Source organism: Gemella sp. oral taxon 928, assembly GCF_001553915.1.
GTDB lineage: Bacteria > Bacillota > Bacilli > Staphylococcales > Gemellaceae > Gemella > Gemella massiliensis.
This window is the reverse complement of sequence record NZ_CP014233.1, coordinates 611,683-636,923: the sequence shown is the minus strand read 5'-3', so window position 1 is coordinate 636,923 and position 25,241 is coordinate 611,683. Positions and strand designations below refer to the sequence as shown.

The 25,241-nt window shown below is 33.8% G+C and carries 32 protein-coding genes and 2 pseudogenes; 1 reads left to right on the top strand and 33 read right to left on the bottom strand.

Annotation, left to right across the window (positions count from 1 at the left end; genetic code table 11):
* Positions 1-459 precede the first annotated feature (459 nt).
* The 21 genes and pseudogenes from AXE85_RS02835 to AXE85_RS02740 form a co-directional block, all read right to left on the bottom strand.
* The gene (locus tag AXE85_RS02835; protein ID WP_062173045.1) at positions 460-1,161 is read right to left on the bottom strand and encodes a B3/B4 domain-containing protein; all 702 of its coding nucleotides are present in this window, start codon (positions 1,159-1,161) and stop codon (positions 460-462) included.
* 306 nt (positions 1,162-1,467) lie between these two features.
* Positions 1,468-2,205 (bottom strand): hypothetical protein, encoded by a 738-nt coding sequence (locus AXE85_RS02830; RefSeq protein ID WP_062173044.1) that lies wholly within the window; start codon positions 2,203-2,205, stop codon positions 1,468-1,470.
* A 289-nt stretch (positions 2,206-2,494) separates the two neighbouring features.
* Positions 2,495-2,776 (bottom strand): annotated as a pseudogene (gene tnpA, locus AXE85_RS02825) (IS200/IS605 family transposase); the annotation flags it as partial.
* Positions 2,777-3,025: 249 nt separating this feature from the next.
* Positions 3,026-3,643, bottom strand: coding sequence for a DNA alkylation repair protein (locus AXE85_RS02820; protein WP_062173042.1), 618 nt, complete (start codon positions 3,641-3,643; stop codon positions 3,026-3,028).
* Positions 3,644-3,675: 32 nt separating this feature from the next.
* The gene (locus tag AXE85_RS02815; protein WP_231723816.1) at positions 3,676-4,065 is read right to left on the bottom strand and encodes an NUDIX hydrolase; all 390 of its coding nucleotides are present in this window, start codon (positions 4,063-4,065) and stop codon (positions 3,676-3,678) included.
* A gap of 178 nt (positions 4,066-4,243) precedes the next feature.
* Positions 4,244-4,681 (bottom strand): GNAT family N-acetyltransferase, encoded by a 438-nt coding sequence (locus tag AXE85_RS02810; RefSeq protein WP_062173041.1) that lies wholly within the window; start codon positions 4,679-4,681, stop codon positions 4,244-4,246.
* A 38-nt stretch (positions 4,682-4,719) separates the two neighbouring features.
* Entirely contained in the window at positions 4,720-5,199 is a 480-nt protein-coding gene (locus AXE85_RS02805) for a GNAT family N-acetyltransferase (protein ID WP_062173040.1), read from the bottom strand.
* Positions 5,200-5,599: 400 nt separating this feature from the next.
* Positions 5,600-6,142: a class I SAM-dependent methyltransferase gene (locus tag AXE85_RS02795; RefSeq protein WP_197415966.1), complete on the bottom strand. Its 543-nt coding sequence runs from the start codon at positions 6,140-6,142 to the stop codon at positions 5,600-5,602.
* Positions 6,088-6,366 carry a hypothetical protein gene (locus AXE85_RS08450; RefSeq protein WP_197415961.1) on the bottom strand — a complete coding sequence of 93 codons (279 nt, stop codon included), beginning with the start codon at positions 6,364-6,366 and terminating at the stop codon, positions 6,088-6,090. Before AXE85_RS08450 ends, AXE85_RS02795 begins: the two co-directional genes overlap by 55 nt.
* Before the next feature lie 32 nt (positions 6,367-6,398).
* Positions 6,399-6,611 (bottom strand): helix-turn-helix domain-containing protein, encoded by a 213-nt coding sequence (locus tag AXE85_RS02790; protein WP_062173039.1) that lies wholly within the window; start codon positions 6,609-6,611, stop codon positions 6,399-6,401.
* 126 nt (positions 6,612-6,737) lie between these two features.
* Positions 6,738-6,896: a Maff2 family mobile element protein gene (locus AXE85_RS08225; RefSeq protein ID WP_072520163.1), complete on the bottom strand. Its 159-nt coding sequence runs from the start codon at positions 6,894-6,896 to the stop codon at positions 6,738-6,740.
* 3 nt (positions 6,897-6,899) lie between these two features.
* A complete protein-coding gene (locus AXE85_RS02785) occupies positions 6,900-7,211 on the bottom strand; it encodes a hypothetical protein (RefSeq protein ID WP_062173038.1) in 312 nt (103 codons plus the stop codon).
* Positions 7,212-7,369: 158 nt separating this feature from the next.
* A pseudogene (locus tag AXE85_RS02780) lies at positions 7,370-8,181 on the bottom strand (VirD4-like conjugal transfer protein, CD1115 family); the annotation flags it as partial.
* An 11-nt stretch (positions 8,182-8,192) separates the two neighbouring features.
* Positions 8,193-8,378: a transposon-encoded TnpW family protein gene (locus AXE85_RS02775; protein ID WP_009529888.1), complete on the bottom strand. Its 186-nt coding sequence runs from the start codon at positions 8,376-8,378 to the stop codon at positions 8,193-8,195.
* Positions 8,379-8,493: 115 nt separating this feature from the next.
* Positions 8,494-8,979: a GNAT family N-acetyltransferase gene (locus tag AXE85_RS02770; protein ID WP_062173037.1), complete on the bottom strand. Its 486-nt coding sequence runs from the start codon at positions 8,977-8,979 to the stop codon at positions 8,494-8,496.
* A gap of 31 nt (positions 8,980-9,010) precedes the next feature.
* Entirely contained in the window at positions 9,011-9,457 is a 447-nt protein-coding gene (locus AXE85_RS02765) for a GNAT family N-acetyltransferase (RefSeq protein WP_009218609.1), read from the bottom strand.
* Between the two features lie 224 nt (positions 9,458-9,681).
* The gene (locus AXE85_RS02760; RefSeq protein ID WP_231723800.1) at positions 9,682-10,398 is read right to left on the bottom strand and encodes a replisome organizer; all 717 of its coding nucleotides are present in this window, start codon (positions 10,396-10,398) and stop codon (positions 9,682-9,684) included.
* 223 nt (positions 10,399-10,621) lie between these two features.
* Positions 10,622-12,262 carry a MobQ family relaxase gene (gene mobQ, locus AXE85_RS02755; protein ID WP_062173035.1) on the bottom strand — a complete coding sequence of 547 codons (1,641 nt, stop codon included), beginning with the start codon at positions 12,260-12,262 and terminating at the stop codon, positions 10,622-10,624.
* A gap of 318 nt (positions 12,263-12,580) precedes the next feature.
* On the bottom strand, positions 12,581-12,949 hold the full coding sequence (locus AXE85_RS02750; RefSeq protein WP_062173034.1) for a hypothetical protein: 369 nt from the start codon (positions 12,947-12,949) through the stop codon (positions 12,581-12,583).
* A gap of 85 nt (positions 12,950-13,034) precedes the next feature.
* A complete protein-coding gene (locus AXE85_RS02745; protein WP_062173033.1) occupies positions 13,035-13,451 on the bottom strand; it encodes a sigma factor-like helix-turn-helix DNA-binding protein in 417 nt (138 codons plus the stop codon).
* A 185-nt stretch (positions 13,452-13,636) separates the two neighbouring features.
* Complete coding sequence (locus AXE85_RS02740; protein ID WP_197415960.1) at positions 13,637-14,044, bottom strand: carboxymuconolactone decarboxylase family protein; 408 nt, start codon at positions 14,042-14,044, stop codon at positions 13,637-13,639.
* 111 nt (positions 14,045-14,155) lie between these two features.
* Here AXE85_RS02740 and AXE85_RS02735 point away from each other — a divergent pair, with 111 nt between their 5' ends.
* Positions 14,156-14,527, top strand: a complete 372-nt coding sequence (locus tag AXE85_RS02735; RefSeq protein ID WP_062173031.1) for a MerR family transcriptional regulator — start codon at positions 14,156-14,158, stop codon at positions 14,525-14,527.
* A 48-nt stretch (positions 14,528-14,575) separates the two neighbouring features.
* Here the strand turns inward: AXE85_RS02735 and AXE85_RS02730 are convergent, their stop codons facing one another.
* From AXE85_RS02730 to AXE85_RS02675, 12 genes are all read right to left on the bottom strand, one after another.
* On the bottom strand, positions 14,576-16,423 hold the full coding sequence (locus AXE85_RS02730) for a DUF4368 domain-containing protein (protein ID WP_062173030.1): 1,848 nt from the start codon (positions 16,421-16,423) through the stop codon (positions 14,576-14,578).
* A gap of 40 nt (positions 16,424-16,463) precedes the next feature.
* Complete coding sequence (locus AXE85_RS02725) at positions 16,464-16,925, bottom strand: type IV secretory system conjugative DNA transfer family protein (RefSeq protein WP_062173029.1); 462 nt, start codon at positions 16,923-16,925, stop codon at positions 16,464-16,466.
* Positions 16,926-16,999: 74 nt separating this feature from the next.
* On the bottom strand, positions 17,000-17,164 hold the full coding sequence (locus tag AXE85_RS02720; protein ID WP_006627244.1) for a transposon-encoded TnpW family protein: 165 nt from the start codon (positions 17,162-17,164) through the stop codon (positions 17,000-17,002).
* 107 nt (positions 17,165-17,271) lie between these two features.
* Complete coding sequence (locus AXE85_RS02715; RefSeq protein WP_006627245.1) at positions 17,272-17,886, bottom strand: SAP domain-containing protein; 615 nt, start codon at positions 17,884-17,886, stop codon at positions 17,272-17,274.
* 15 nt (positions 17,887-17,901) lie between these two features.
* Positions 17,902-18,321 (bottom strand): nuclear transport factor 2 family protein, encoded by a 420-nt coding sequence (locus AXE85_RS02710; RefSeq protein ID WP_006627246.1) that lies wholly within the window; start codon positions 18,319-18,321, stop codon positions 17,902-17,904.
* A gap of 61 nt (positions 18,322-18,382) precedes the next feature.
* Positions 18,383-19,843 carry a MobQ family relaxase gene (gene mobQ / locus AXE85_RS02705; RefSeq protein ID WP_062173028.1) on the bottom strand — a complete coding sequence of 487 codons (1,461 nt, stop codon included), beginning with the start codon at positions 19,841-19,843 and terminating at the stop codon, positions 18,383-18,385.
* A 237-nt stretch (positions 19,844-20,080) separates the two neighbouring features.
* Positions 20,081-20,401 carry a DUF3847 domain-containing protein gene (locus AXE85_RS02700; RefSeq protein WP_014262136.1) on the bottom strand — a complete coding sequence of 107 codons (321 nt, stop codon included), beginning with the start codon at positions 20,399-20,401 and terminating at the stop codon, positions 20,081-20,083.
* A gap of 107 nt (positions 20,402-20,508) precedes the next feature.
* Positions 20,509-21,804, bottom strand: coding sequence for a type II restriction enzyme (locus AXE85_RS02695; RefSeq protein WP_009525605.1), 1,296 nt, complete (start codon positions 21,802-21,804; stop codon positions 20,509-20,511).
* 1 nt (position 21,805) lies between these two features.
* A complete protein-coding gene (locus AXE85_RS02690) occupies positions 21,806-22,660 on the bottom strand; it encodes a DNA adenine methylase (RefSeq protein ID WP_009525604.1) in 855 nt (284 codons plus the stop codon).
* Between the two features lie 13 nt (positions 22,661-22,673).
* Positions 22,674-22,886 (bottom strand): helix-turn-helix domain-containing protein, encoded by a 213-nt coding sequence (locus AXE85_RS02685; RefSeq protein ID WP_002694906.1) that lies wholly within the window; start codon positions 22,884-22,886, stop codon positions 22,674-22,676.
* Between the two features lie 97 nt (positions 22,887-22,983).
* The gene (locus AXE85_RS02680; protein ID WP_062173027.1) at positions 22,984-24,639 is read right to left on the bottom strand and encodes a recombinase family protein; all 1,656 of its coding nucleotides are present in this window, start codon (positions 24,637-24,639) and stop codon (positions 22,984-22,986) included.
* A gap of 41 nt (positions 24,640-24,680) precedes the next feature.
* Positions 24,681-25,208 (bottom strand): type IV secretory system conjugative DNA transfer family protein, encoded by a 528-nt coding sequence (locus AXE85_RS02675; protein WP_442899683.1) that lies wholly within the window; start codon positions 25,206-25,208, stop codon positions 24,681-24,683.
* Positions 25,209-25,241 lie beyond the last annotated feature (33 nt).

The following is a 25,241-nucleotide window of genomic DNA, read 5'->3' as shown; positions in this document are numbered from 1 at the left end:
TTAATGATTTTCAGTCAATTATGAACCCTCTAAGAGCCATATCTGTTTCACATATCAAAGTATTGGCTTCAATTTATTTATATTATACTGTTTTATCGGAACAATATCAATCATATCGAAATGATATCCTATGTTTTACTGTATAATATAAGACTTAGAATAACACTTTACTTCTGAAATAACACTATCTTAGTTAGTTGTATAAATCAAGACCGGTCGTTCAACTGGCGGTTTGCACAAGGACTATAATCCAAGGGTTACTGACCAGAGCGTCCAAAGGCACCGGCTTTTACTCTCGTTTAAGATCTACCTTTGACTCGTACTTCCTTTAAAGTCAAGTCCAAAATCTTGCGTAAAATTATCCAGCACAATATTTGTTCTATTATTTACCTTAGTTGTTAAGTAATTTCTGGAGCTTACATTGTAATATACATTCTTTTCAGCTTCAAGCCGAATTTATTATAATATCATTTCCCTGTTATTACTATCTATAAATCCAATTTTTGTTTTACATTGAAAAATATTTTTCAAGAGGCTATCCAGTTCTGTCTGTGCCTTTATCACGTTATCTATGTTGAAATCATTGAAACCATCTATCGGGAAAAAGATATCAGATGAATTAGCAGTAATCTTGCCATGTTCGCTTTGTCTCCATGTCCAACGTCTTGTACGTACCTGCTGTCCAACTGCATATATAACCTCCCCAACATCTGGTGTTTCTTCTACATCAGCACCAAACGGAAGAAATGTATCTCCATCTTTCGCTAAACGGATGCAAATATCATCACCATCACCACCCAAATCATGCGCCCCCATTGGTAGCATGTATTTCAAAGAAACGGCATTGCCCAAATTCACAATAGGATTTATATGTGGTATTTTCTTTCCCTTTGCTATACGGGTAAAAAGAGCCTCTATAGAACAAAGATATTTGTTGGGATTGATTCCGAGTGTACGAAATGCTTCTCTATATGGCAAAATCTCCGCTTCCTCCTTCACCTTTTTTTCTTCAAAATGTAATACCGCCGTTTGAATATTTTCTGTCAGTAGCCTTTCAATCTCGGGGTATGGTCTTCTATTATCTATTCCTCTTGCCATAACAACACCAAAACAGGCATTTGGCAATTTCTCAAAAATTTCTTTCTCAACTCTAAAATACATATCAAATCCTCCAATCAATCATATTTTACAGATATACAAATTTCAACAACAAATTTTCTCGGATTATTTGTAATTCCATAATTAATGAATATAATCTCCTTTATTGCTTAACTAATAAGGTTACACACTCACAATGAAACGAGCAAATACTAAGTATGCCATATAGTCTTGTCTGTATATGGAAACATATCTATAAACCTTTTAACGATAGCATAAGGTTATCGTTAAAAGGTATCAGATAGATAAATTTAGATTTGTCATAATCCTAACCATTTTTATTACAACAACTTAGCCAAGTAATAACCATTAATTCGTAGTCTCAGCTACATTTATTAATCCAAGATCATCAAAGTAATCATAAAGTTCACTATTATATTTTTTTACAATTTCACTAGCCCTTTTATTCCAAAAACTATATATACGTTGTATTTCATCAATACAACCTTTCTTATCTTTTGATATATATATTTCTAATGGATTATCTGATATTTTGTACCATGACATACCATGAATTTCTAAAAAAGATTCATATGTAACCTTCTGAAAAAACTCATCTGCATTTTTTATAGCCCCTGTATATACTTTGTTTAAATACGAATCTAGAGAATCATAGCGATTGAGTTTTGCACTCGTTCTTCCATGACACATAGGAATAACCCAAAAATTAGCTAAACAATGATACTTAGACTGATAGTCAATTAATTCTTTAGGCCACTCTTCTTTTGGACTTCGTTCTTTTTTCGTTCTATTACCCAAAATCACATTCGCAAGTGAATTAAATGAATGAATAGTATCTCCCATATAATTCTCATTTTTATATGTCCCATCTTCATTTAAAATTTCTACATTATTTCCTCCTAAAATGTCCTTATATACTATTTTATAGAAACCCACACTAAAATCTGACATGTCTTCATCCGGATTACTTTTATATAGCTGTGGGCTATATATAACATTATCTTTCAAACAAATTTTAGGGACATTTTTATCACATTTGATAGGAGTAAGTAATATTTTATAAACTTTATTTTCTTTTTCTGTCACTTTATTCCCCCATGTAAATTCTTATTATATCTCACATTTTTAATTCTTGTTGACTATATTATATTATACCATATTTCATACACTTCATAAATAATGACCACCCCTGAAAAAGGGTGGTTTACTCTAGGGCTATAAGCCCAATAGTTACTAGGCTAGCGTCTCAAGGCGCTAGCTTTCGCTTTGTTCAAGCTACATTGCCCTTGCCGCTTTGATTGCACCTCGAAGGTGCTTTCTATCTTTTGAACGGATCTTCGTACTCTTTCACACTGAGTTTATCTATCGCTTGACCATGCTTCTCGAACATCATCAAAGCACCTTTGCCTTTGAGATATCCCGTGAAACTAAATACACTAATCTTAGGCGGTATGCTTAGCACAAGATGAACGTGGTCAGGCATCATATGTCCTTCTATTATTTCAACTCCTTTGTATCTGCACAGAGTTCTTATGATATCTTGCAGACTTTTACGATATTGATTATATATAATTTTTCGTCTATACTTTGGAGAGAATACTATATGATATTTGCACATCCACTTTGTATGCGATAAACTATTATGTTTATTTGCCATAATTAAAATCATCCTTTCTTTATTTTAGTGCTTGAACTACTCTTATTTTATCAAGAAAGGATGATTTTTCAATTGTTTAACTCTTATCTCGCACCCGCATAGCGGGTGGTTTATTATTTCGGAGACTTCGCCTCCTCAACTGGCTAAAGCCATTAATAAAAAACAGTAAACCTTTTTTGATTTACTGTTTCATAAGTTGCTATATAATTGTTTATATTTAATTGTTTTACTTCGACAAACTGGAATTTATCAGCTAATAAGTTTACTCGCCAACTTATACACTTGATTTATTTCTTTGCTTTCTAACTTCCAGTTATTAAGTTCAGCTTTAATTAACTCTGGAAATTTTTTGCTTATATCCCTTAGAGCATTTCCTACTGATTTCCTAACATATTCACTCACATCTTCCTTTAAGTTGGCAATTCGTCTAATAGCTTCATTCGGATTGTCTTTGAAATATGGTCTACTCGTCCATATTCTCAACCCCTCTGTAACTGCTCTCCTTGTATTAGGATTATTATTTTCTAACCATTCATCAATGATTGGAAGTGCTTTTTCATACCCTGTCTTTTTGCAAAATTCATCAAATGCCTTTGCTAATACTTCCTGAACTCTCCAATTATCATCTTTAGAAACTTCATCTCTCATAAATACCAGAATATCATTTTGTTCTGACAAATATCCAAAAAGAAATACGCCATACATTCTTACTTGATATGTGTCAGATTTATAAGCTAAGAATCCCAACTTCTTGATATATTCATTATCATTAGATTTATAATCAGCAAAGGCTCTTTTTTCTTCCTCTTTAAAACCGTTTTCTATCAAAGAAAATTCCGTTTCTAAACTCGCAATATATTCTTTCACTCAGTTTCACCTACCCGCCAACTTCCAATTAATCAAGCTCTTTCATCGGTAATAATATGTTCAATCCCGCAATGACCAGTTTGAAGGAATTCTTTCATAAATAAGGGGTATGCCTTGTAGTCTTCAAGCCTTTCTATCGGGATCCAATACATATTTTCTTTAACTCCAAGCGTATAGCTGTTGCTGTTAAGTATCTGACTTCCCCTAGGTTTCATCAAATAATATAATGCAATCTCATGACAATCCGTTCCCTGCAATGAGCCGCTGCTCTCATTAAAGAAATTTTCATGAATTACTGCCAGACGATCCACTTCATATTCAACACCGGTTTCTTCAAATACTTCTCTTTTAACCGCATCTTCCGCTGTTTCACCCATATGAACGGCTCCGCCTATTGAAGTAGTAATAGTCTTCTTTTTCATTTCCGGCAAAAAGAACACAGCCATCCTCAACAATAATTGCCGTCGCACGATATCTGAACCTTTTATTGTCCTTTTGAAATCCGCAATTATATTCCACACTCATACCTCCATGAATTTGAACTTTAAATACATAAGCTAAACGGAAGCGGCTGCAAAGCGGGTATTTGAATTTAACTTATCAGAATACTTTTATAAAGCGTTTTTGAGTTTTATCACAAGTATAACCGATATTTTCATAAAACTTATATGATTCTAAACGATGAGATCCGGAATTTAATCTAATGAAACCGATATTATTTTTCAAGGCGTATTCTTCAATAAAAGCCATCAGCTTTTTCCCAATACCCTTGCCTTGAAAATCAGAATTAACCGCTAATCCTAATATATTCAATCCGATATCACTATATAAACTTTCATATATCTCTGCATGAATAAAGCCGACAACCTTATTTGTTTTTTCATCTTCATATACTGCGATGATATGATGTTTATTATCAATAGATAATTTTTCGATTTGCGTTTTCACCGTATTGATATCAACATTATATCCCAACTCATTTTTACAAATTTCTTGTATTTCTTTTGCGTCCGATATAATAATAATCTCTCTTATCACGTTTTATCTCCTCAAACTTTATCTATTAAAACGGGGTTTTATAAATTATACACGGCTACGATTTCATTGCCGCACATTTCTCCGTTTTCAGAAAAGCCATACTTAAGGTAAATTGCTCTTGCCCGTACGTTTTCCGGTTCATACGACAGCCATACCTTTTTTGCTTCGCCGAACGGAAATGTACGTATCAAAGCAATTACAGCGTCTATTGTCTGCTTTCCCAGACCGCATCCCTGATATTTCCGATCGATCATCAGTCTCCAAAGGCTGTAATTCTCCTTGATCAAAGGGCTCTCTTCTTCATTGCCGATGGTTCCTTTGCCGATCATAACAAATCCGATAAGTGTGTCGTTATCATATACTGCAAGCGGTAAAGCGTTATTCCCTTCGTTTCTCGTTGTATATGCTTCCGCAAGACTCTGTATGTTTTCCGCAACAAAATCTTTTTGCTCTTCATATGGCTCCAATGCGCAAACCTTCCAAATATTCTTATTTGTAATTTCATCAAGTCTGATCATTTATAATCTCCCTCGAGTTTAAATTCATCTTTCATTTTCAAGGATCTCATCGATCTTTTCAAATGTATTGCCGTTTCTGATCGTAATTTTCTTATAAAAATCCTGCTTCATTAATTTTTTATGGTAGGTGGTTTTTAAGTATTCCGACTCGTCATATTTGCCCCAAAATACCGCATGTTTCCCTACATACACTATTTCATTATAAAATGCCGCTTTATCTATAAAGTCAAGAATGTCCGAATCTATCCGAGTTACACGAAAAAAAATAAAACATCTCTTCTTGCCAGCTCTTGCTCCCACCAGTCGGGCAGTTCCGCCCTTTCTTTTAAATCGCTTATGGATACCTTATTTTTGCCGCGTAGCAAAAGTACATATCTCAACCTATCGGCCTCCGTAAATCTCAATTTATCCGGTTCCGTAATTTAATAGCTTTAGTTGCAATATATGTTTTAATATTCAACTCATGAAGTCTTCCGAAGCCGTTTGTGTCCTCATATATATCAACCAAAGTAAATCCCGCCTTTAATTGTCCCACCATCTGTTCGGTCATATCATGAGAAAACTGCATTCCGCAATCTTCATCCATCATAAAAGCCTTTGCGGCTTCATCCTTTAAAGGATTAAAAGGCATTTTCCAAACGATCTCTTTTTCCTCGCTGTCCACTATATAATTTATCTCATTGCCCAGAGCTGCAAGAAAAATGCCGCCTTTTTTCAGAACTCTATATGCTTCGTTAAAAATATGCTGCACATCCTCAACATAGCAGTTGGAACCCGGGTGAAAAACTATATCAAAGCTTTCATTTTCAAAAGGCAGGATTTTCGTCATATCTCCCTCAAGAGCTTTTATGGAATATCCTTCTCTTTCTGCAACTAAAATTTCACTTTCTATTTGTTTTGAGGAATAATCCAGTACGGTACATTCTGCCCCAAGGCGGTAAATATAGGCATCTGCTGTCCGCCTCCCGACGCCAAGCCTAAGATTTTCTTTTCCTTAAGATCCCCGAGCCAGTCATGCGGAACAGCTTTAGTCGGGGTAAGCAGTACTTTCCATTCTCCGTTTTTTGCATTGATGTATTCATCATGCGATATAGGTTTACCCCATTCCCAGCCTTCTTCAACCCATCTGTCAATGGTTTCTTTATTTATATCCTGATATGTCTTCATCAGATACACTCCTTTTCAAGTTAATATTCGCTTTATTCCTTATATTCATCATCAAAAGAGAATACATCGTTAGGTGTACAGTCAAGTGCCTTGCATATTCTCTCTAAATTTTTCATTGTAATAGGCTTGTTCTTTCCCATCTGTGCCATAACATTGGTGGTAAGTCCTGCCATAGCTATAACATCTGTTTTCTTCAAGCCCTTTTTTGCAAGCTGAACCCATAACGGTTTATAGTTTAATGCCATACTGACCCTCTTTCTGCTTTTTCTTGTAAATACAATTACAGATATTATACTACAAGTATTGAATATAATCAATTTTTACTTGTTTTAAGGTTTTAGTTTTAGAGATTTAGTTGTGTCATTCCCTCTTTATTTGGGCATAAATTGCTTAATACCTTGGCTCTTAGCACCGGGATTGTCATTACCATATCCTTCCATCAAGTTGATAACGCCCCATGCTCCAAGTCCTGCACCTACTGCCATAACCAAAATTTTTAATACATTAACTGCCTGTGTAAAAAATGCCATAAGTTATTCCTCCTCGTTTTCTTCTTTCTTTTCAATCTTGTTATATGACTTCACTACAAAGTTTTTGTAAGTCTTTCCCTCTTTTTCACGCTTCTTAAAGTAACCAAAGATGTGGATTAAATCACCTTTTTCAAAGTCCTTTGCCTTCTCTGCTTTTTCTCCATAGGCTGTACAGTTAATATACTCCTTGCCTTTACCGTACTTTTTTACAAGCGTGAAGTTTACAACTTCTACTGTTTCTCTATCTTTGTCAAAACTTGAAAAAGTTGGTTCCGCCACTAAGTTGGCGTTGATGTTAATCATTTCCTGCTTCATTAAAAATTTTTCCTTTTCAATTCAATAAAAAAGCGACTGGAGTATTTCTTTTCCAATCGCTGATACTCTTACTATTTAGTTTTCGTTTAAGTGGGATTTCTGATCCTTATCATCTTGCCTCCTGATTTTGAATAAAAAACAGCAAATCTTTTTAAGACTTACTGCATTCTTGTAATAACCGTTTCTCTATTTAATTTTGCTTTTCCTTTTCGCTTCATATAGCTTTCTATGTCAAAAAATTCTTCTTGTCATAATCCTCAAGGAGCTTATAGTTCTTATGCTTTGTAATATCGTACTTATCTGAAAGAAAAGGTCTGACACCTCTAAGCTGAAAAATACATTTACCGCCATCCATCACCGTAATTTCATCTTGGCTCATCAGCTCCTTACCTGTCTTTTGATAATTTAAACCAAAGCTCTTTTGATTTGACCTTGTTTCAGAGGTGTTGTAAAGGTCTATCGTTTCTTTTCCCAGTGTTTCAGACAATTCTTTTAGCGTAGTTTTCTCCTTGCCACCAAGAAACAAGGTACTATCACAGTTACCTACGATTGTATCAGCGTTATCCTTGTAGATTGCCTTTAGCTGAGATTGTGCTTGAAGTATGATACTTGCTGATATTTCTCTGGAACGGATTGTTGCAATTAACTTCTCAAACTTAGGTATTAAACCAATGTTTGCAAATTCATCAAGCAAGCATCTCACATGGACAGGTAATCGTCCGCCATATACATCATCTGCCTTATCACATAAGAGATTAAAAAGTTGTGAGTACATAATGGATACTACAAAGTTAAAGGTATCATCTGTATCAGAGATAATAACAAAGAGTGCCGTTTTTCTATCTCCGAGTGTATCAAGCTCAAGTTCATCTTCACTCATCAAATCCCTAAGTTCCCTAATATCAAATGGAGCAAGCCTTGCACCACAAGAGATAAGAATAGATTTTGCCGTTTTTCCTGTTGCTACTTGTCAAGGACTTTTTAATCAAAATCATCTTTTTTTTCGTTCGATTTTCTCCTAAGCTCCCTCAGCATTATTCTTGTCAACTTATCTTGCATTGTTTCTGTTGCATTTTCATTGAAATGGACAACAACCTCATAGGTGGTCTTTCCAATCTTTCTCTTTGTGCTAATGCCTTTTTTATCTGTGTTTTTCAGTTCTTCCATAAATTCTCCTTTCCATTTTTTGAATTTTTGGCAACAAAAAAAGGAAGTATCGGCTATTGGTTTTTACTTCCTCTTTAGTAATCTTATTTAATGTTTTAGTGCGACAAACTGGGAGCTATTGAGTTTCAATCATCAATTCTTTACATTTCCATTCTTCACCCAAAACATAATAAATTTCTGTCTTATCTATAATTACATCGTCAAAACCTACTGATTTATAACAGAAATATGCAGATTCATTATTTTCAAAAACACTTAACGAAACCTTTTTTGCACCATAAATTTCAAATGCAAACTTTAAACCTAACTGAAGCATTCTCTTGCCGTATCCTTTGCCACGCCTTGAAGGGTCAACGACTACAAAGCCAAACCTCAACTCATCAAAGTTTTCTGAAGGTCTTCTCATTGTAAAAAAACCTACTATCTCATCATCTTCAATAGCTGTAAAAGCCATTAGATTATTAACAAAATCAAACTTCTCTTTTGTTATCGGGTATTCGCCCAAAATACCCGCAGACCATTTGTAAAAAGCTATTTTGTCTTTACTCCAAGAAAGAATTACATCTGCTTCGTTTATATTATAAGGTTTTAATCTCAACATTAATATTTATCTCCACAACTTTAAAATTGATTTATAACGCTCTTTCCAAATACACCATATCCACTAATTGTACTCCATTCTCATATATTGGGTTAGCATAATTGTCAGTAAAAAAATTTGGTATGATATGAGAACGAATAAAGCCACATTTTTCATAAAAAGGGATGGTAGTCTGACTTTCTCCCGTTCCCACTTGCAATACGGAATATTCCCCTTTGTATTTCTCTATAATAAAATCAATGAAAGCCTGTCCGTATCCTTTTCTTTGATAATCCGGATGAATGGCGATATTTTTGATTTCGAGAGTATTATTCCCCACATTTAGGACAACACACTCGCCCTTTACTCCATTATCGTCTAAAACATACATTGTGCCATCTGCTATATATCTGTCGATCATATCTTCTTGTTCATCTGCCAATAATAAAAGCGATAAAAACTGCTTCTTATTTCCTACAACTTCTCTTATTTCTATCAATGTGAATACCTCTCAAATCAATGATGTTTTATTTCTCCTAAATTTTATTATACCATTAATTTCTAAGCCTTTCCATTTCCAAATACCATAAAGGAATATTTTTAGTAAACCCACTACAAAACGGTGGCAATCGTTTTAAAGCTCTTTTTCTTTTTGGCTTATCTTTTTACCTATTTTGCATTTAGAAACAAAATAGAGTGCTTGCACCGTCTTTTAAGCATATCTTAAAGATGATCTCCTATCATATATTCCTCAATCGTTGGAGCTTTGCTTCTATCATTTGTTTTCTTTCGCAATTCTTCCTCATCTTTCTCATACCAGTGAAGCAAGGTTGCATAATGGTCTTGATAGGTCTTTCCACTGCTTTGCATATACCTTGATAGCTTTTCAACCATCGTGTTTGTGTGGCTTTTTAACTTTTCCTTTAGCCTTTGATATTCTTCATCACTTAGATTGACATTTTGAAATTCCCCGTAGGTTTTTGAGTTTGGGGGTGGGGGTGGGGGACTTTCTTCTTCTCCTCTCCCCTTATCTATACTACCCTTATCTAACCTATCCTTACCTATCCTATCCTGTGTATCCAAATCGGATACATTTTGGATACAAATACGCTCCTTTTTCTCGTAAAGATTATTGTTACTGATGTTTAGATAGCTTTTTTCGTCTTTATAGATTGTCCCCTTGTACCTATCTTTCTGAATGTAGTTGTTTCGTTTCCAATGCGTAATCACAATAATTCCGCTCTCAAACACAATCACAAAGCCTTTGGTAACTAATATCTTAAAATCATCTTCACTTGCTCCTATCATTCTCAAGATTGTTTTGGGATTGCCTACAAATCCATCATCATCGGCACTCATATTCAGGTGCATATAAAGTGCCTGTGAGGATAAAGGCATTTCTAAAAACATATCGCACCAGATAACGGACTTGGAAAACATTCGTCTTTCTGCCATTTTTCTCTCCTTTCTTTTCTTACGCAGAAGGGAGTAACAAATCATTACTCCCCTCATAGTCTTTAAGGAAGTCGTGATTTACGACACCCTTCATTTTTCTGCAAGTCCCTAAAACCGGGTATGCAAAACTTATGCACTGAAACAGTGCGTCAGCTTATAGGAGTGAACGATTTGTTCACCCCCTTAAATGGTATCCCATTTCAGGACTTCATCTTTCCTCATTCCTGTAATAGTCCTTTACCTTCTCTTTTCTCTGCTCATACTTTTCTTGTTGCTCTTGATACTTCTTAATCTGTGCAATGACACTTGGTTTTTCTCCTCTCTTGATTGCCTTGTCAATCTCAATAGATAAGTCTATGCCATAATCTTCATTGACGGTTTTTACGGCATACTTGATATGATTGATACTTTCGTATTCTTCTTTGACTTTTTGAGATTGTATATTGAGTTTTGATATTTCACTTTCAAGACTTTGGATTTCTTTTTGCCAGTCCTTTATCTTGATAGCCGATAAGCCTGTTATCTTTTCAAGGATTGCCCTTGCTCTTTTGTACTTGTCAATTTCATCTTTATGAGAATTGTAAAAACTATCTTTGAATAGAGATTTACTGTTCCATTCTTCAAAGACTTGTTTGTTATCCTTGATGATGTCTGCATAGGCAAAGCATTTATTTAAGTTTTCTATTCTTGTGGTTTTCGCCTTGATGTCTTGACTAATCTTCTTATTTTTTGCTTGTAATGTGCTTATCTTTTCTTGTAGGTCTGCTATGGTCTTTAATCCGTTATCTGATAAATATATCCTTGCTTTTGAAAATCGTCTTAGGTCTGCTCCTATCTTTTTGTTGCTTGCATAGGGGTTTAGTTTTCTTGCTTTTTCTCCCTGTATATCGTAATAGATGGAAATGTACTCATAGAGATTAAAGAGTTCCGCTTTGTTCTCATATTCTTCTTTTTTCTCCTGTTTATATTCATCATATTTTACTTGCAGACTCCCAAGTAACGAGCCTATCCAAGATGTAAGTTTTGATAGCTCCTCTTTTAATTTCTTAAATTCTAAATTCAAGGCAATGATTTTTCTGTTTTGGTTTCCTCTTTCTGTCTGTATGCCTTTTTTCTCCATTTGGTAACTGCTTGTTCCTAAATGGATTTGTGGGAGTTCTTCTCTGCCTTGTTCTTCAAAGGTGCGTGGATCAATTCTTTTATCTATGTTGTTCCTTGCCAAGTATTCGTTTGCTTTCTTTGAAAAGTTTTCTCTCCATTCTTTTGCCTTGTCAGGTTCATTCCAATCATTTAAGTTCACTTTTCTTGATTTATAGTTTCCACTTTTCAGTTTCACCTTTTCTCCATTTTCATCAAGGATATATTCTTTTCTGCTCTTGGGTTTCCACTTTCCTTTTTCGTCCATTTCTCTAAGAGTGAGCAAAATATGAGCGTGTGGTTGTTCTTCATTATCACTTGCCATAGGATTATGAATATTACAATCTGCTATCATTCCTTTAGAAGTAAAATTTTCTTCTATGAACTCACTGATAAGTTTTATCCTATCTTCATCATTTAATTCTCTTGGAAGTTCAAAGAGTAGATTTCTTGCAAGTTGTGAATTTTTACTTTTTTCGATTTTCTCAACTTCATTCCATAGGTATTCTCTGTTTGAAAACTCTTTTGGTATATGCTCCGGTAGAAATATTTTTGAAAATACAAGGTCAGTTTTTTTAGAGTAGTCATGTGTTTTTCCATAGTATTCATCTTGTAATTTATCTCTTGCATTATATGCAGCTTTTGCAATCACGCTATGCCCCTTTGACCTTGCAACTATATCTACATGAGTATGCAAACTTTTGGTTTCCATTAACTTTTTCTCTCCTTTCCGTTTTTTGTTTTTATATTTTGTCGTCTCTATGTTTGGCAGTATCTTCGCTCCCTTTTTCAAAGGGCGCAAAGATACACCGTTTGACTACGGTGCTTTGCGTTCCTGCGGAAAGCTATTAGCTCCGCTAAGGAAACAAAAACGCTAAAGCATTTTTATTTGTTCAAGGGGGCTACTCCCCCTTAGACCCCTGTGAACTTTGCTTTTTGTAGATTTTCAAATCCACAAAAAAGCAAAGTGTTAAAATATTTCTCACTTTGCTCCGTCTCAAGCTCTAATACATTTTTGTCTTTTCTATTCTTAATCTTCCGGTTCTTCAAAATCATCATTTACGTTTTCTTCTTCAAGATTTTGATTTTCTTCTAATGAGATTTCTTTTTCTCTTAAATGAATTTCTGTAAGTTCTTTTAACTTTTCTCTATTCCTATTATCTGATAGTACATAGTCTAAAAAGTCATAGATTAAATCGTTATTTGTATCTTCTTGCCTACCTGTAATTTCTCTTTCAAAGGCTTCAAATACTCCACCTTTTTGTACCTTTCTTTTTGTTTCAGCATTCCTTTTAAGTTTATTTATCTTTTGATTGAGTAACTTTGCTCTGTTTTGTGCCTTTTCTATTCTGTCGTTTTCTTTTTTTAATTGATCAATCGCTTTTTCTAACTCTTTCATTTTTCATTCCTCCGTTTCAATATTGTTGCGTTCCAAATAAAGAAAGGCTAAGCACCTTTCTTTGATACTTAACCTTTTCGCTTTATTAGATTTTACCCTCTAAGAGTTTTCTTAATTTCTCTAAAATCTTATCCCTCCTTTTCCCGATTGCCTGATAGCTTCTGTTTTTTCTTTCTCCAATAGACCGTAAACTCTCATCTCTGAAAAATATGGCAGTAATGATATCCCTTTCTTCTTCTGTAAGGGAATTTAATGCCTTATTCAGTTCTTCGATTTGCATTTTTACTTCTACAATTTTTTCAATATCAATGCTTTCATCTACGATGTTATCTATAAAATGTCCGTCATAGTCAAATACAGAAAAGGGAAGTACATTATACTTCCAATCTTTTCTTTGGAGATACTTTTCGTGTTCCGTTATTCTCCAGTAAGCTCTGTATATTTCCTCATTTACCTTAACCTCTTTTCCTTTGACATAAAGGAAATATTCTTTTTTATCCATTGTATAATCCTCCTTTTTCTGCTCTCTGATTTTGGTTTTTGAGCATAAAAAAGGAGGACTTCTACACTTTGGCGTAAATAGTCCTCTTTCAAAAATTATGATTTTTGGTTTTTCAGCAAAAAATCAGTGAAAAATCACTCGTTATTTCATTCCACATAGCTTCTTTATTTTTTATTGGTGATATATTACCTCCCGTCGTTTGTGTTACTACCTAAAGTAAGATTCCTTTCAGAAAAGATTTTTTTTGCAACGAATGTAGCATTTAAGACTTTTGGAAAACCCACATACGGAATGCACTGAATAAATGTCTCAATAATTTTTTCTGGAGATATTCCTACATTTAAAGATCCATTAATATGAACTTCTAATTGTGGTTCGCACCCTCCTGATGTCAATAAACTTGTGATAGTTATCATTTCTCTTTCTTGCAAAGAAAGTCCTTGTCTACTATAAATATCTCCAAATGCAAATTCGATAATATATTCTCCTAAATCTGGAGCAATATCTTCTAATGTTTGTATAACTTTTTCGCCACTCACACCATCAATTTCTTGTAATTGTTCTAAACCTATTTCAAATCGTTTACTTTTCACTTGAATTCACCTCCTTTTTTCTTTTATAATATAATTATACTACTTAAACTTTGGTTTAAGTCAAGTTCTTTTACTTATGAATTTTAAAAATTAGGAAAGGAGTCATCTGCAATGAAAATAGGCGAAATTGCAAATAAAACAAATCTTCCAGCAAGCACCCTTCGTTACTACGAAAAAAAAGGGTTACTCAAAGTAGATAGAGACAAAAATGGTAGGAGATATTATAAAGAAAGCGATATAGAGTGGATAAAATTTATAAGACGGCTGAAAGAAACAGGAATGCTTATCAAAGATATTCAACATTATTCCGAGTTACGATATGTTGGCTCGATTACAATGCCTGAACGATTACAAATTCTCCAATTACACAGGAATTATGTTTTAGAACAGCAACTAAAATGGACTGAGTATCTTCAAAATTTAGATGATAAAATTGAGTTCTATCAGCAATCTATTAAAAATATGACAAAACATAACTTGTAATTCGATAAGATCTGTTACATTGAGTGCGTGAAAAAAAGAAGTCTATAATTAGGCTTCTTTTTTCACTAACTTTTTATATTCACTTAGTGGTATTCCGCTTTTTTTCAGCGTTTTAAGTTTCTCCTGTTTGAGTTGCTCCCTTTTCTCCTTGTATCTGTCCTCATATTCTTTTTGCTTGCCGTTTGCTTTACGATTGAGGTAGTTTTGATGAAGCCTGTCTTTTCTTTCCCGTTCTTTTTCTTCCTCCTCCCTTAATTTCTGCATTTCTTCTTCGGATAATTCTTCTTTCGGAGGTTCATAGTTGCCGATAAAGTTGAAGTAGATTTCGACTTTCTGATTGGCGGTTTGACTGCCTTTTCGATCTCGTTCGTGGACTAAGATTTTTTTTACAAACTCGTTGATGATGGTCGGTGTCAACTCATCAAAGTTATCATAGCGTTCGATCAATCGGATAAACTTCTTGGCTCTATCGGTTTCTTTTTCGTATCGCTTGATAGCTTTTTCCAATCCATCGATTTCTTTGCTAAGTTCCCTTTGCTCGGTTTCATACTGATTGTTTAAGATTTCATATCGGGTATTCGGTATTTTCTCCAGTATCATATCTTCGTATATTCGACACATTAAGCGTTCCAGTTCCTGAAGCCTATTTTTACTATCTGTGAGCCTTATCCTTTTCTTTTCCATTTCCATTTTCTCGCTTTCTTCCATTTCGTCTTGAATGGAATGGAGAAAGGCTTCGTTATCTTCATCAAGGCTTTTCTTAATGTCTTGTAGGGTGCTTTGAATGAGATTTAATACCACTTCCGCTTTTATCCTGTGAGCGGAGGGACAAAGTGTTCCACAAGGTACTTTTGTGTAGGCACTGCAAGTATAATAGGGAATATTCTTGTAGTTGCTCGTTCTGTGAACATACATTTTACTACCACAATCAGCACAATACATCAGTCCTGTAAGGGGGTGGTACTCGCCCCAACCGTCAGGATAGCGTTTGACATTTCCTCGTATTCTCTGCACATTATCAAAGGTTTCTTGGTCGATAATCGGCTCGTGGGTGTTTTCAAAGATGAGCCAGTTATCTTCGGATACATATTTACTTTTCTTGTCTTTGAAATGCTTTCTTGTTTTGAAGTTGACCGTATGCCCTAAGTATTCTTGTTTTTTTAAGATACTTACAATCGTGGAACTGCACCAACGATACGGATATTCAAACACTTTGCTTTGATGTAGTCCATATCCCAATTTTTGCTGATGATAGGCGGGTATATCTACATTGTCGGCTTCCAATATCCTTGCAATGGCATAGGGTCCTTTTCCGTCCATTGTCAGATGGAATATTCTTCGGACAATCTCTGCCGCTTTTTCGTCAATAATCCACTGATTTTTATCGTCCTTGTCTTTGATATATCCATAGGGTGGACTGCTTCCTGTGTGTTTTCCGCTTTCTCCTTTCGCTTTGAATGTGGACTTGATTTTCCTTGAGGTATCTCTCGCATACCACTCGTTCATAATGTTTCGAAATGGAGTAAAATCATCGTCTTTGTAAAAGCTATCTACATTGTCGTTGATGGCAATGAGCCTAACTCCCTTTTGCCTTAATATCTCCATACATTGACCGACTTTGAGGTAATCTCTGCCCAGTCTACTCATATCTTTTACGATGATACAACCGATATTCCCTTGATTGACTCCGTTCATCATTGCCATAAATCCCGGACGATCGAACTGTGTTCCGCTGATTCCGTCATCGGTAAAATGAATGATGTTCTCCAAATGATTTTTCTTTGCGTATTCTTCTAAAATTTTCTTCTGATTGACGATCGAATTGCTCTCGCCTTGTAGTTCATCATCTCGACTTAACCTTTCATACAAGGCGGTTATTTTCTCGTAGTTCCTCACGATTACCTCCTTTCCCTTAATTTTTCAAATAAAAAAAGAATTAAGCAAAACATCTTTCACTCAAATAGTGATGAAGTGTTCTTCTTAATTCTATTACTCCGGCAGCCAATTTATACTTTTTATATTGCTTCACTGCAAAGTGTGTAGACTCTTTCTTTTCCAGTGCTTCAAAGAGTCTGTCTATCGGATTCATATAGGTTTCATCATCTTCTCTAACTTCTGAAGCGTCTATCATATCAAGAAGTGTTGCAAAGTTCTTTTCTTCTCTTGGAGCTTCATAGAAGATGTAGCCGATAGGGGCTGTATAGTAGTGCTTTTCAGCTTTGACCCAAAAATCTTCACCTACTTTTTCGCCCTCTCCTTTCGTATTTGCTATGATTGTCTGCACCAATTTCAGAATGTCTTTCTCAGAACGGATATAGGCAAAGGGATTGTATTTCATGGACTTTTTGAAGTTAATGGTATTTAAGATTTTAATCTCATAGCCATTATCCTCAAGCATCTTGCCACACTCAAGGACTATTGTTCCTTTTGGGAAGATTTGTCAAGGACATAAACAAAATTTTTTTGATAAATTTATATCTTCTCTGTTTCTCTCTTGATTAGCTTTAGTATTTTATCCTTGTATGTTTCCCCTGTACCTTGCTTGAAATGTAAGTTTACGGTGTATTTTGTTTTTCCAATATCCATTATTAACTGTTTATGTTGTGGTTCTTTTATTACTCTTTTTTCTTCTTCCATGTGTCCTCCTTTCCGTTTTTAAGCAAAGAAAAAACAGCAAACCTTTTTGATTTACTGCTTTCGTGTTAGCTTTTATTGAATTGTTAGTTTAGCAAGCTAAAAATATCCTACTTGCAATACTCTTTTATTTTATCGGCATATTCAGTCAAAAGATTCTTTGAATAAATTTTTTCATTTCTTGAATTTCTGACTTCTTTCCAAAGAATAGAAGCTACTTTTAATTTGTTTGAGTAGTTGCAACTATTTTCGTCTGCACAGAAATCCTTTAAAAATTGATTCCATTGACAAACCGAATTATCATACTTTGCATAATCTGATTTCCCATAATAAACTTTTAGCATATCTTGAATTGTAAAACTCAAATCATTTTCTCTTTTTACTTTTCTCCAAACTGTTGCCATATCAGCAGTAAATTTAAATGGTGAGATACCTGTTAAAACAGTGAAATATTCTCTGAACTTTGCATTAAAAGAAAAACCACATTCAAGTAATGGTGTATCTAAAGTAATATTTTCCACTTGCTTCTTTTCATTTTTTATTGATGATTTTTTAATCAAATTGCCCTTAAAGTATTGCTCAATAATATAATTGAGTTCCTGTTTTGTGCCTCTATATTCTAATCCTAATGACTTGCATATCTGTGAAAGTTCTTCACGATACCAATAGTATTTAGTAAATTCATCAAACGATGTAATTTTGTCAAACTCAGGTCTACTTTCCATCAATATTTTATCTCCTCAAAACCAATTTACTTTTTCATCTCTAAATAATGGTGTTTCACTCTCTTTGTAAGGATTGTAGTTGTTACAATTACAACCAAACTCTTTCAACGCTTTTATCTTATTATCGGCTGTCCAAACAATCAAAGAGATACCGTCAAATTCTTCAACTTTCCCCTCATTCATTTTATTTTTGAAGTGCCATTCTACAATAGTTTGATTATCCTTATGAAAAAATTGCTTTATATCCCACGCAAGAACTTTTCCTCTTGTATTCCACTCATTAAACCAGTGCTTTACTGTTTGCCGATTTTCATACTTAGGACACCAACTCTCAATATAAATCACATCATCCAAAAAAATATCATCTATTCCTAAGTCTTGTTGTGTAAGCCACATATCAAACCATAAACGAATGATTTTCTCTCTTTCATCCATGAATTTAAGCACCTCCAAAATCAAATACTTGTTTAATATTATACCATTTTTTCGCTTGATTTTATAGGTCTAACTCGTTCCATTTTACCTGTGTTAGTTGCTTTGAATGTTCCTGTAACTGTTCAATACAAGTCTTAACTTTTTCAGCTTGTTCAACTTCTTCTCGTATTTCTAATATTTGATTGTATAGGCTCTTTTTCTCTTTCTTCAAAGTGATAAGTTCTGATTTCCATTTACTGATGGCTAAGGTCTTGTTTTCTCCTAAATGCTCTTTCAGATATTTCTTAGCACTCTCAAACAAAATAAGCTCTGCGACATGTTCGTTGTAAAAATATTCCTGTTTGCTTTTCTTCAATTTTGTATAGGCTTTGTAGATGTCTTTATGCTTCAAATACTTCTCTGCTTGTTCGATAAGTTTGGTGTTATCATCCACTTTCTTTTCAACATCTTTTAAGACTCTTGTAGTCTTGTAGTTCTTATCTCTTAAAGCAAGTATATTTCCTTTTAACTCCGATAATGAAGTGATGTTTTTCTCTTTAAGTAGCTGATAACTCTCAATATATTTTTCTAAGTCTGCATTATAGTTATCTGCATTGTTACGGATAAGATTTTCAAAAACAGATAATAGGTTTTCTTTTGGTGGGAGGGTAGATTTTATGTTTTCCGTTTCTGCTTTTTCTTCTTTTCCAATTCCCCTTATCCAATTTAATAAGGCTTTTATTCTTCTTGAGATTTCTCTTAATATTTTGTTCTGATATCTGATTTCCCGATTGATATTTCCTCTGTCTGTAACAATACCTTTCTTCTCCATTTGAGTTGCTGATACTCCTAAATGAATTGTCGGTATTTGCTCTATGCCCTGTCTTTGATAGGAACGATGGTCTACTTTTTCCTGTATGCTGTTTCCTTCAAGATATTTGTTTGTAATACCTGCCCATGCTTTCCTCCACTGCTCAGCCTTTTCTTGCTCGTTCCAGTCCGTTGTATTTATCTTTCTTGTTTTGTAATTGCCGTTTTTAAGTTTTACTTTTTCTCCGTTTTCATCAAGGATATATTCCTTTTTTGATTTTGCTCCCCATGTTGTATCTTCATTTAACGGTCGCATTGTTAGTAGGATATGTGCGTGTGGGTTTCCATCATTTTTATCGTGTAAGGCAATGTCGGCACACATACCAACATTTACAAAATTTTCTTTTACATACTCCCTAACAAGTTCAATCTGTTTTTCTCGATTTAGTTCTTTAGGTAAAGCAATTTCGATTTCTCTTGCAAGCTGTGAGTTTTTACTCTTTTCTATTTTCTCTACGCTATTCCATAATGTTCCCCTGTCTAAAAATGCCTGTGGTGCATTTTGTGGCAATAGGATTTCTGTATGGGCTATTCCTCCTTTTCTTGTAAAGTCGTGGACTATGCCGTCATATTCGTTTTTTATCTTTTCGCCACTTCGATAGGCGGAAGCTGCTACTGCACTTTTGCCTTTACCTCTTGAGATAATCTTTATGCAAAGATGATATATCGCCATAAGAAAAAACCTCCTCTCTTTTTGATGTGGGCAAGGTGGCGATGATAAAGACTTACTAAAAAAATCGGATTGTTTTTATCCGATTTCTTTTGGTAAGTACATAAGGGGTAGGAAATTTATTTCCGTAGGGGAGTGTAGCTCCCCTGTATCAGCTTTAGCTGATATGCTCTCTGCAAGAGCCTTCGGAGAACGCACACACCCTTTAGGGTGTATAAGTGCGCCCTTGTAAACAAGGGACTACTCCTCTGTGTCTATTTCTTCCTCTTGGTTTTCTGTATTTTGATTTTCGCTTTGTCCTCGCTTCTCTATGATTTTTAGAATTTTTTGATTGACTTCTTCTTTGATATTTGGGAATGTGATGAGCTGATAAAATTCATCTTTTGTAAAATCCTTGCTTTCAGTAAAGATACTTTCAAAGACTGCTCCTTTTTCATAAAGGCGTCTATCTCGCTTTTTTCGTTCTTCCTGTTTCTGTTGACTGATGAGCTTTTTTCTTTTGTTTTGTAACTGCTTAATTTCTTCTTCTGCCATTAAGATTTTTTCATCTATGTTTTTCATTTTCTTTGTCCTTTCTTTTTAATTATGAGCAACAAAAAAGAGATAACATTTCTGCTATCTCAACAATAAACTTCTGTCTGTACTAAATAAAAATATGCTTTTAGGTTTTATATGTTTTGTAAATTAAATATCCATTTAAGCCATGAATAAACTGAACTGGAACGTCTAACTATCTGCCCCTCATTACACACATTATTTTCTCTCATAATATTTTGAATTTCTTCTTTTGTAGGTAACTCTCCACTATTATAAACTTTTATAAATAGCCTATTAAATATTTCATGTTCTAAAATCAAACTGACCAATTTTAATTGGCGTTCTTTATATCTAAGTTTTACTGTATCTTTTCCTAATTTGGATAATGAAACTTTTTTTACTATCTTTTCTTCGTCTTCAACATCTTTCTTTTCAAACAATCCAAGATACTTACCAGCATTGTAATAATAATCTGACTGTCTTAAATCAAATTCCATAGTTTCAGCAATTTCTTCTGTGGTTTTATTTTCTTCAAATAAAATCTCCATTAGTGATATAATTCTTTCAAAAGAATTAGCCTGTATAAAAGGAATATTAGTGTTATTTTGATTATCATCATAAATAACTTTTACATCCGAATACACATCATAAAGTTCATTTAAAGCAATGTCTGTATCTTGTAAAGAATAATTTTTAGATTTAACTAATCTTATTGATGAATAGTTGTCTTTATCTTCAAACACATATTCAAATAGTCTATATATCTGATTTGAATAAATAGAAAAAACGAGTCTAATAGGCTTGACAACTTTACTTGCCCACAATCTATACGGATAATAAAGCTGTCTGATGTGAAAATCCGGATGAACAACATTTTTTGCTTCTAAAATAACAACGGAATTATTATTTTCCATTCCTCCATCAATTTCACATTGTGCATTTTTTACGTCAACTTTAAAAGAACTCCCTCTATGTCTATCTACACGAAAACTGAAAATTCCTGTTCCCATTCTTCCATTAAATGTGGCAACATTATCATCTTCATCTAAAAAATCATCTAATATTTTTGAAAGCATTAAAACATTAATCGCATTCGCCTCCGATGATATATTACCAATATCAATAGTTTCATATTCTGGAATTTCAACTTTTTGCATTTCTGTTATATGTTCCCCTAATTCAGGAATTGGTTCATACAACTTAAAATCACTTAAAACATATCCGTTTCTACTAATTGGCAAAATATTAATATTGTGCTTTTTGAAAATACTGGGCAAATTTTCAGAACTGTCCCACTTCGCCATTAATCGTGGTTCCTTAAATTCTTTTATTTGATTGGCAGTAATGAAAAACGCACCCTCGCTCTGAATTTTATTGAGAATATCATATTTTTCAAAAAGTTTACTCCAAGCTTCATTCACATTCATTTTAATCATAATTCCTTACTAATACTTCATTTATTTCTCCACGTTTATTACCATTACTATTTATTGAACGCTTTGCTTTTACAGTAATAATTTCATAATCTTTATACAATTCTCTAATGAAAGGGTGATCTGAATTTGATAATAAAAATTTTACTCCTTTAGAGTTTAATTTATCGCACTCTTCTTTAAGTTCAATTTGTTGTTTCGTATCAAATCCATTTTCTGTATAACCTGTAAAAGAAGATGAGGATGAAATCGGCATGTATGGTGGATCAAAATATACAAATGCACCTTTCCTTAAATTTTTTAAGGAGTTTTTATAATCTCCATTCATTATCTTTATATTGTTTTCATTAAAATACTTCGACATAGCTAATACAACGGGCATATTAACTATATTAGGATTTTTGTATTTACCATAAGGAGAATTAAATTGACCTGCTTGGTTTACTCTAAATAAACCATTGTAACACGTTTTGTTCAAATAAATAATTCTTGCAGCTTTCTCAATGTCATTTATTTCCCCATATTTTTCATTTCTGTCTAATGCCCTAACTTCATAAAAATATTCCTCTGAATTAAGTCGCTCATGATTTTCTAAAGCTAAAATTAATTCATTAGGTTTCTCTTTAATTACTTTATAAATATTTATAAGCTCACTATTAAAATCATTTATAATTGCCTTTTTAGGCTGAATATCAAATATGACCGCTCCTCCACCTACAAAAGGCTCAACATAAGTAGAAAATGTCTTTGGAATAAGCGGAACTATATCACTTAATAATTGTCTTTTGCCACCAACCCACTTTACTACAGGAGAAAGAACAATATTCTTTTTTCTTGAATTTTTAGTCATAGTCCTATCCTCCTTATCTTTTATCACTTGCACAGAACTGAAATACATCATTGGGGGTACATTCTAAAGCTTCGCATATACGGCTAATATTCGCCATTGAAACATATTTATTGTTACCCATATTAGCAACACAATTCTCTGAAATGTTTGCTATCTCAATCAAGTCTTTTTTCTTCATTTTTTTATCTTCTAAAATCTTCCAAAGCGGTTGATAAGATACATTCATTTTATACCTCCAAATATAATTTATTATAACAAAAAACTTGCAAAATCGCAAGTTTTAAGTATATCTCAAATGATTACTTCCATAAAAATTATATACATTATTCTTCACTCTGTGGTACTTGACAGTTGCCTATAAAGTTAAAGTAAACATCAACTTGTTGTTTTCTGTATTTGCCTTTTCTTCCTCCTGTAGATTCATGGACTACAACTTTTTCAATGTATTCATTTATCATAGTTACTGTAAGTTTTTCAATATTGGTATATTTTTCTATCATTTTTAGGAATTTATCGGTGTCAACTTTTCTTTGATGATAGCTTTCAATTTCTTGTTCAAAATACTGTATTTGTTTTTCTAAGTCTTGTTGCTCTGTATCATAGGTATTAAATAATCTATCAAAGTGTTTTACAGGAATTTTTCCAAGTGCGTGGTCTTCGTATAGTTTTGTAATAAGGGTGGTTAGTTCTGTATTTCTTGATGACAGTTTTTCTAACTTCTCTTTATCTCCTTGATACTTTTCTTCTCTTTTTTCATCGGATAATTTGTTCATCACTTTTAGGAATTCTTGCTTTTCTTCTTTGGCAAAGTCTGTGATTTCTTTGATTGATTTTAGGAGAATTTCATTTACTGTTTTTACTTTGATGTAGTGCATACTGCAAGTGCCTTTTCTGTGTCTGTAATGTTGACATACAAAAGAGTAATCACTATCGTATTTCTTTTCTTTATGTTCTGCCGGCTCTCTGTAGCTTAATTTACCTCCACAATCTGAACAGATTAAAAGCCCTGTAAATGGGTGTGAGGTTGTCCCGTACTTCGGACTTCTTCTTACTGTTTTTCTTAGCCTTTGGGCGTTATTCCATGTTTCTTCATCAATGATGGCTTCATGGGTATTTTTGAAGATAATGAGTTCATCTTCTTTTGCCTTTCTTCGTTTCTTGGTTTTGTAATCAAGGCATATTGTTTTACCAAGTACAGTGTGTCCCATGTATTCTCTTTTTTCTAAGATATAGCCTACTGTGGTCGGTGTCCAAAAATATGGGTCTTCTATTCCTCTTTTCTTTGAGCTATGATTATTTTCGGGGTGATGTATCTCTGCATAAGCTGATGGAATAAGGACTTTATCTTTGGTTAGTATATCTGCTATCTGTGTTACTCCATATCCCTCTATTACAAGATTATAAATGCGTTTTACGACCTTTGCACTCTCTTTATCGACAAGTAGCTCCTGTTTGTTCTTTGGGTTTCTAAAATAGCCGTATGGAACGCTTGGCGATACTCTTTTGCCCTCTTCCATTCTTGCTCTGAATATAGATTGTATTTTTCTTGAGGTATCTCTTGCATACCATTCATTCATAATGTTTAGAAATGGGGTAAAGTCGCTTTCTGCTTGTTTTTCACTGTCTATTCCGTTATTGATGGCGATAAACCTTACTCCCTTTTCTTTGAAAAGTATTTCAGTGTAAAAACCTACTTTGAGGTAATCTCTGCCAAACCTGCTCATATCTTTTACTATCACAGTAGATACTTTGTTTTCTTCTACTGCTTTTATCATCTTTTGAAATCCCTGTCTATCAAAGGTTGTTCCGCTTACTCCATCATCGGTATAGTGATAGATATTTACAAAGCCGTTTCTTTTTGCATAGCTTTCAAGCAGCTGTTTTTGATTAGTGATGGAATTGCTTTCTCCTTGCATTTCATCATCTCGACTTAAACGCTCATAAAGAGCTGTTTGTCCTGTTCTTTTCGTATTTGACATGAGAATTACCTCCTTTCCAAGTTTTTTTATTTTCTCTGTCCCTATGAGGTTAATCCTTTCGGATCAGTTACACAATAGCTGCTGTGCATCTGCATTAAGTTAGGTTTGACATAAAATCGGGTTTTTCCACTTCCTGATCCACCGATGACAAGAACATTCTTATTTCTTGCATACTTAGGATTAGCCGGTCTGCCATTCATAGTTAATCGTTCTGTTTGCGTAAGTAGGATATTGTTTTGAAACTTTTCATCCATATATGGCTCTATATCTTTTTTCGTTCCCCATCTTGCTGAGCCATACTCTTTCCCCTGTCTAAACTTTTTAGCATTTTTCCCTTTGGTATATACGATAATTTTGATTAAAACAGCTACTACCACGCCCATTATAATATCCGTAGGATGAAGGCTTGGAAGAAAGCTCATCGTATTAATCTCTAATATCCCTTGAAAAATTTTGTCAATAGTATCGCCACCTATATAGGCTCTTACATGATGTGAAAAGATATTACCTATATAGAAAAATACAAGATAGGGAATGTTCTGCTTTAGAAACTTTACCTTATCTTGCACCTTAAATAAGCCTTTGATGTCCTTTAATATTTT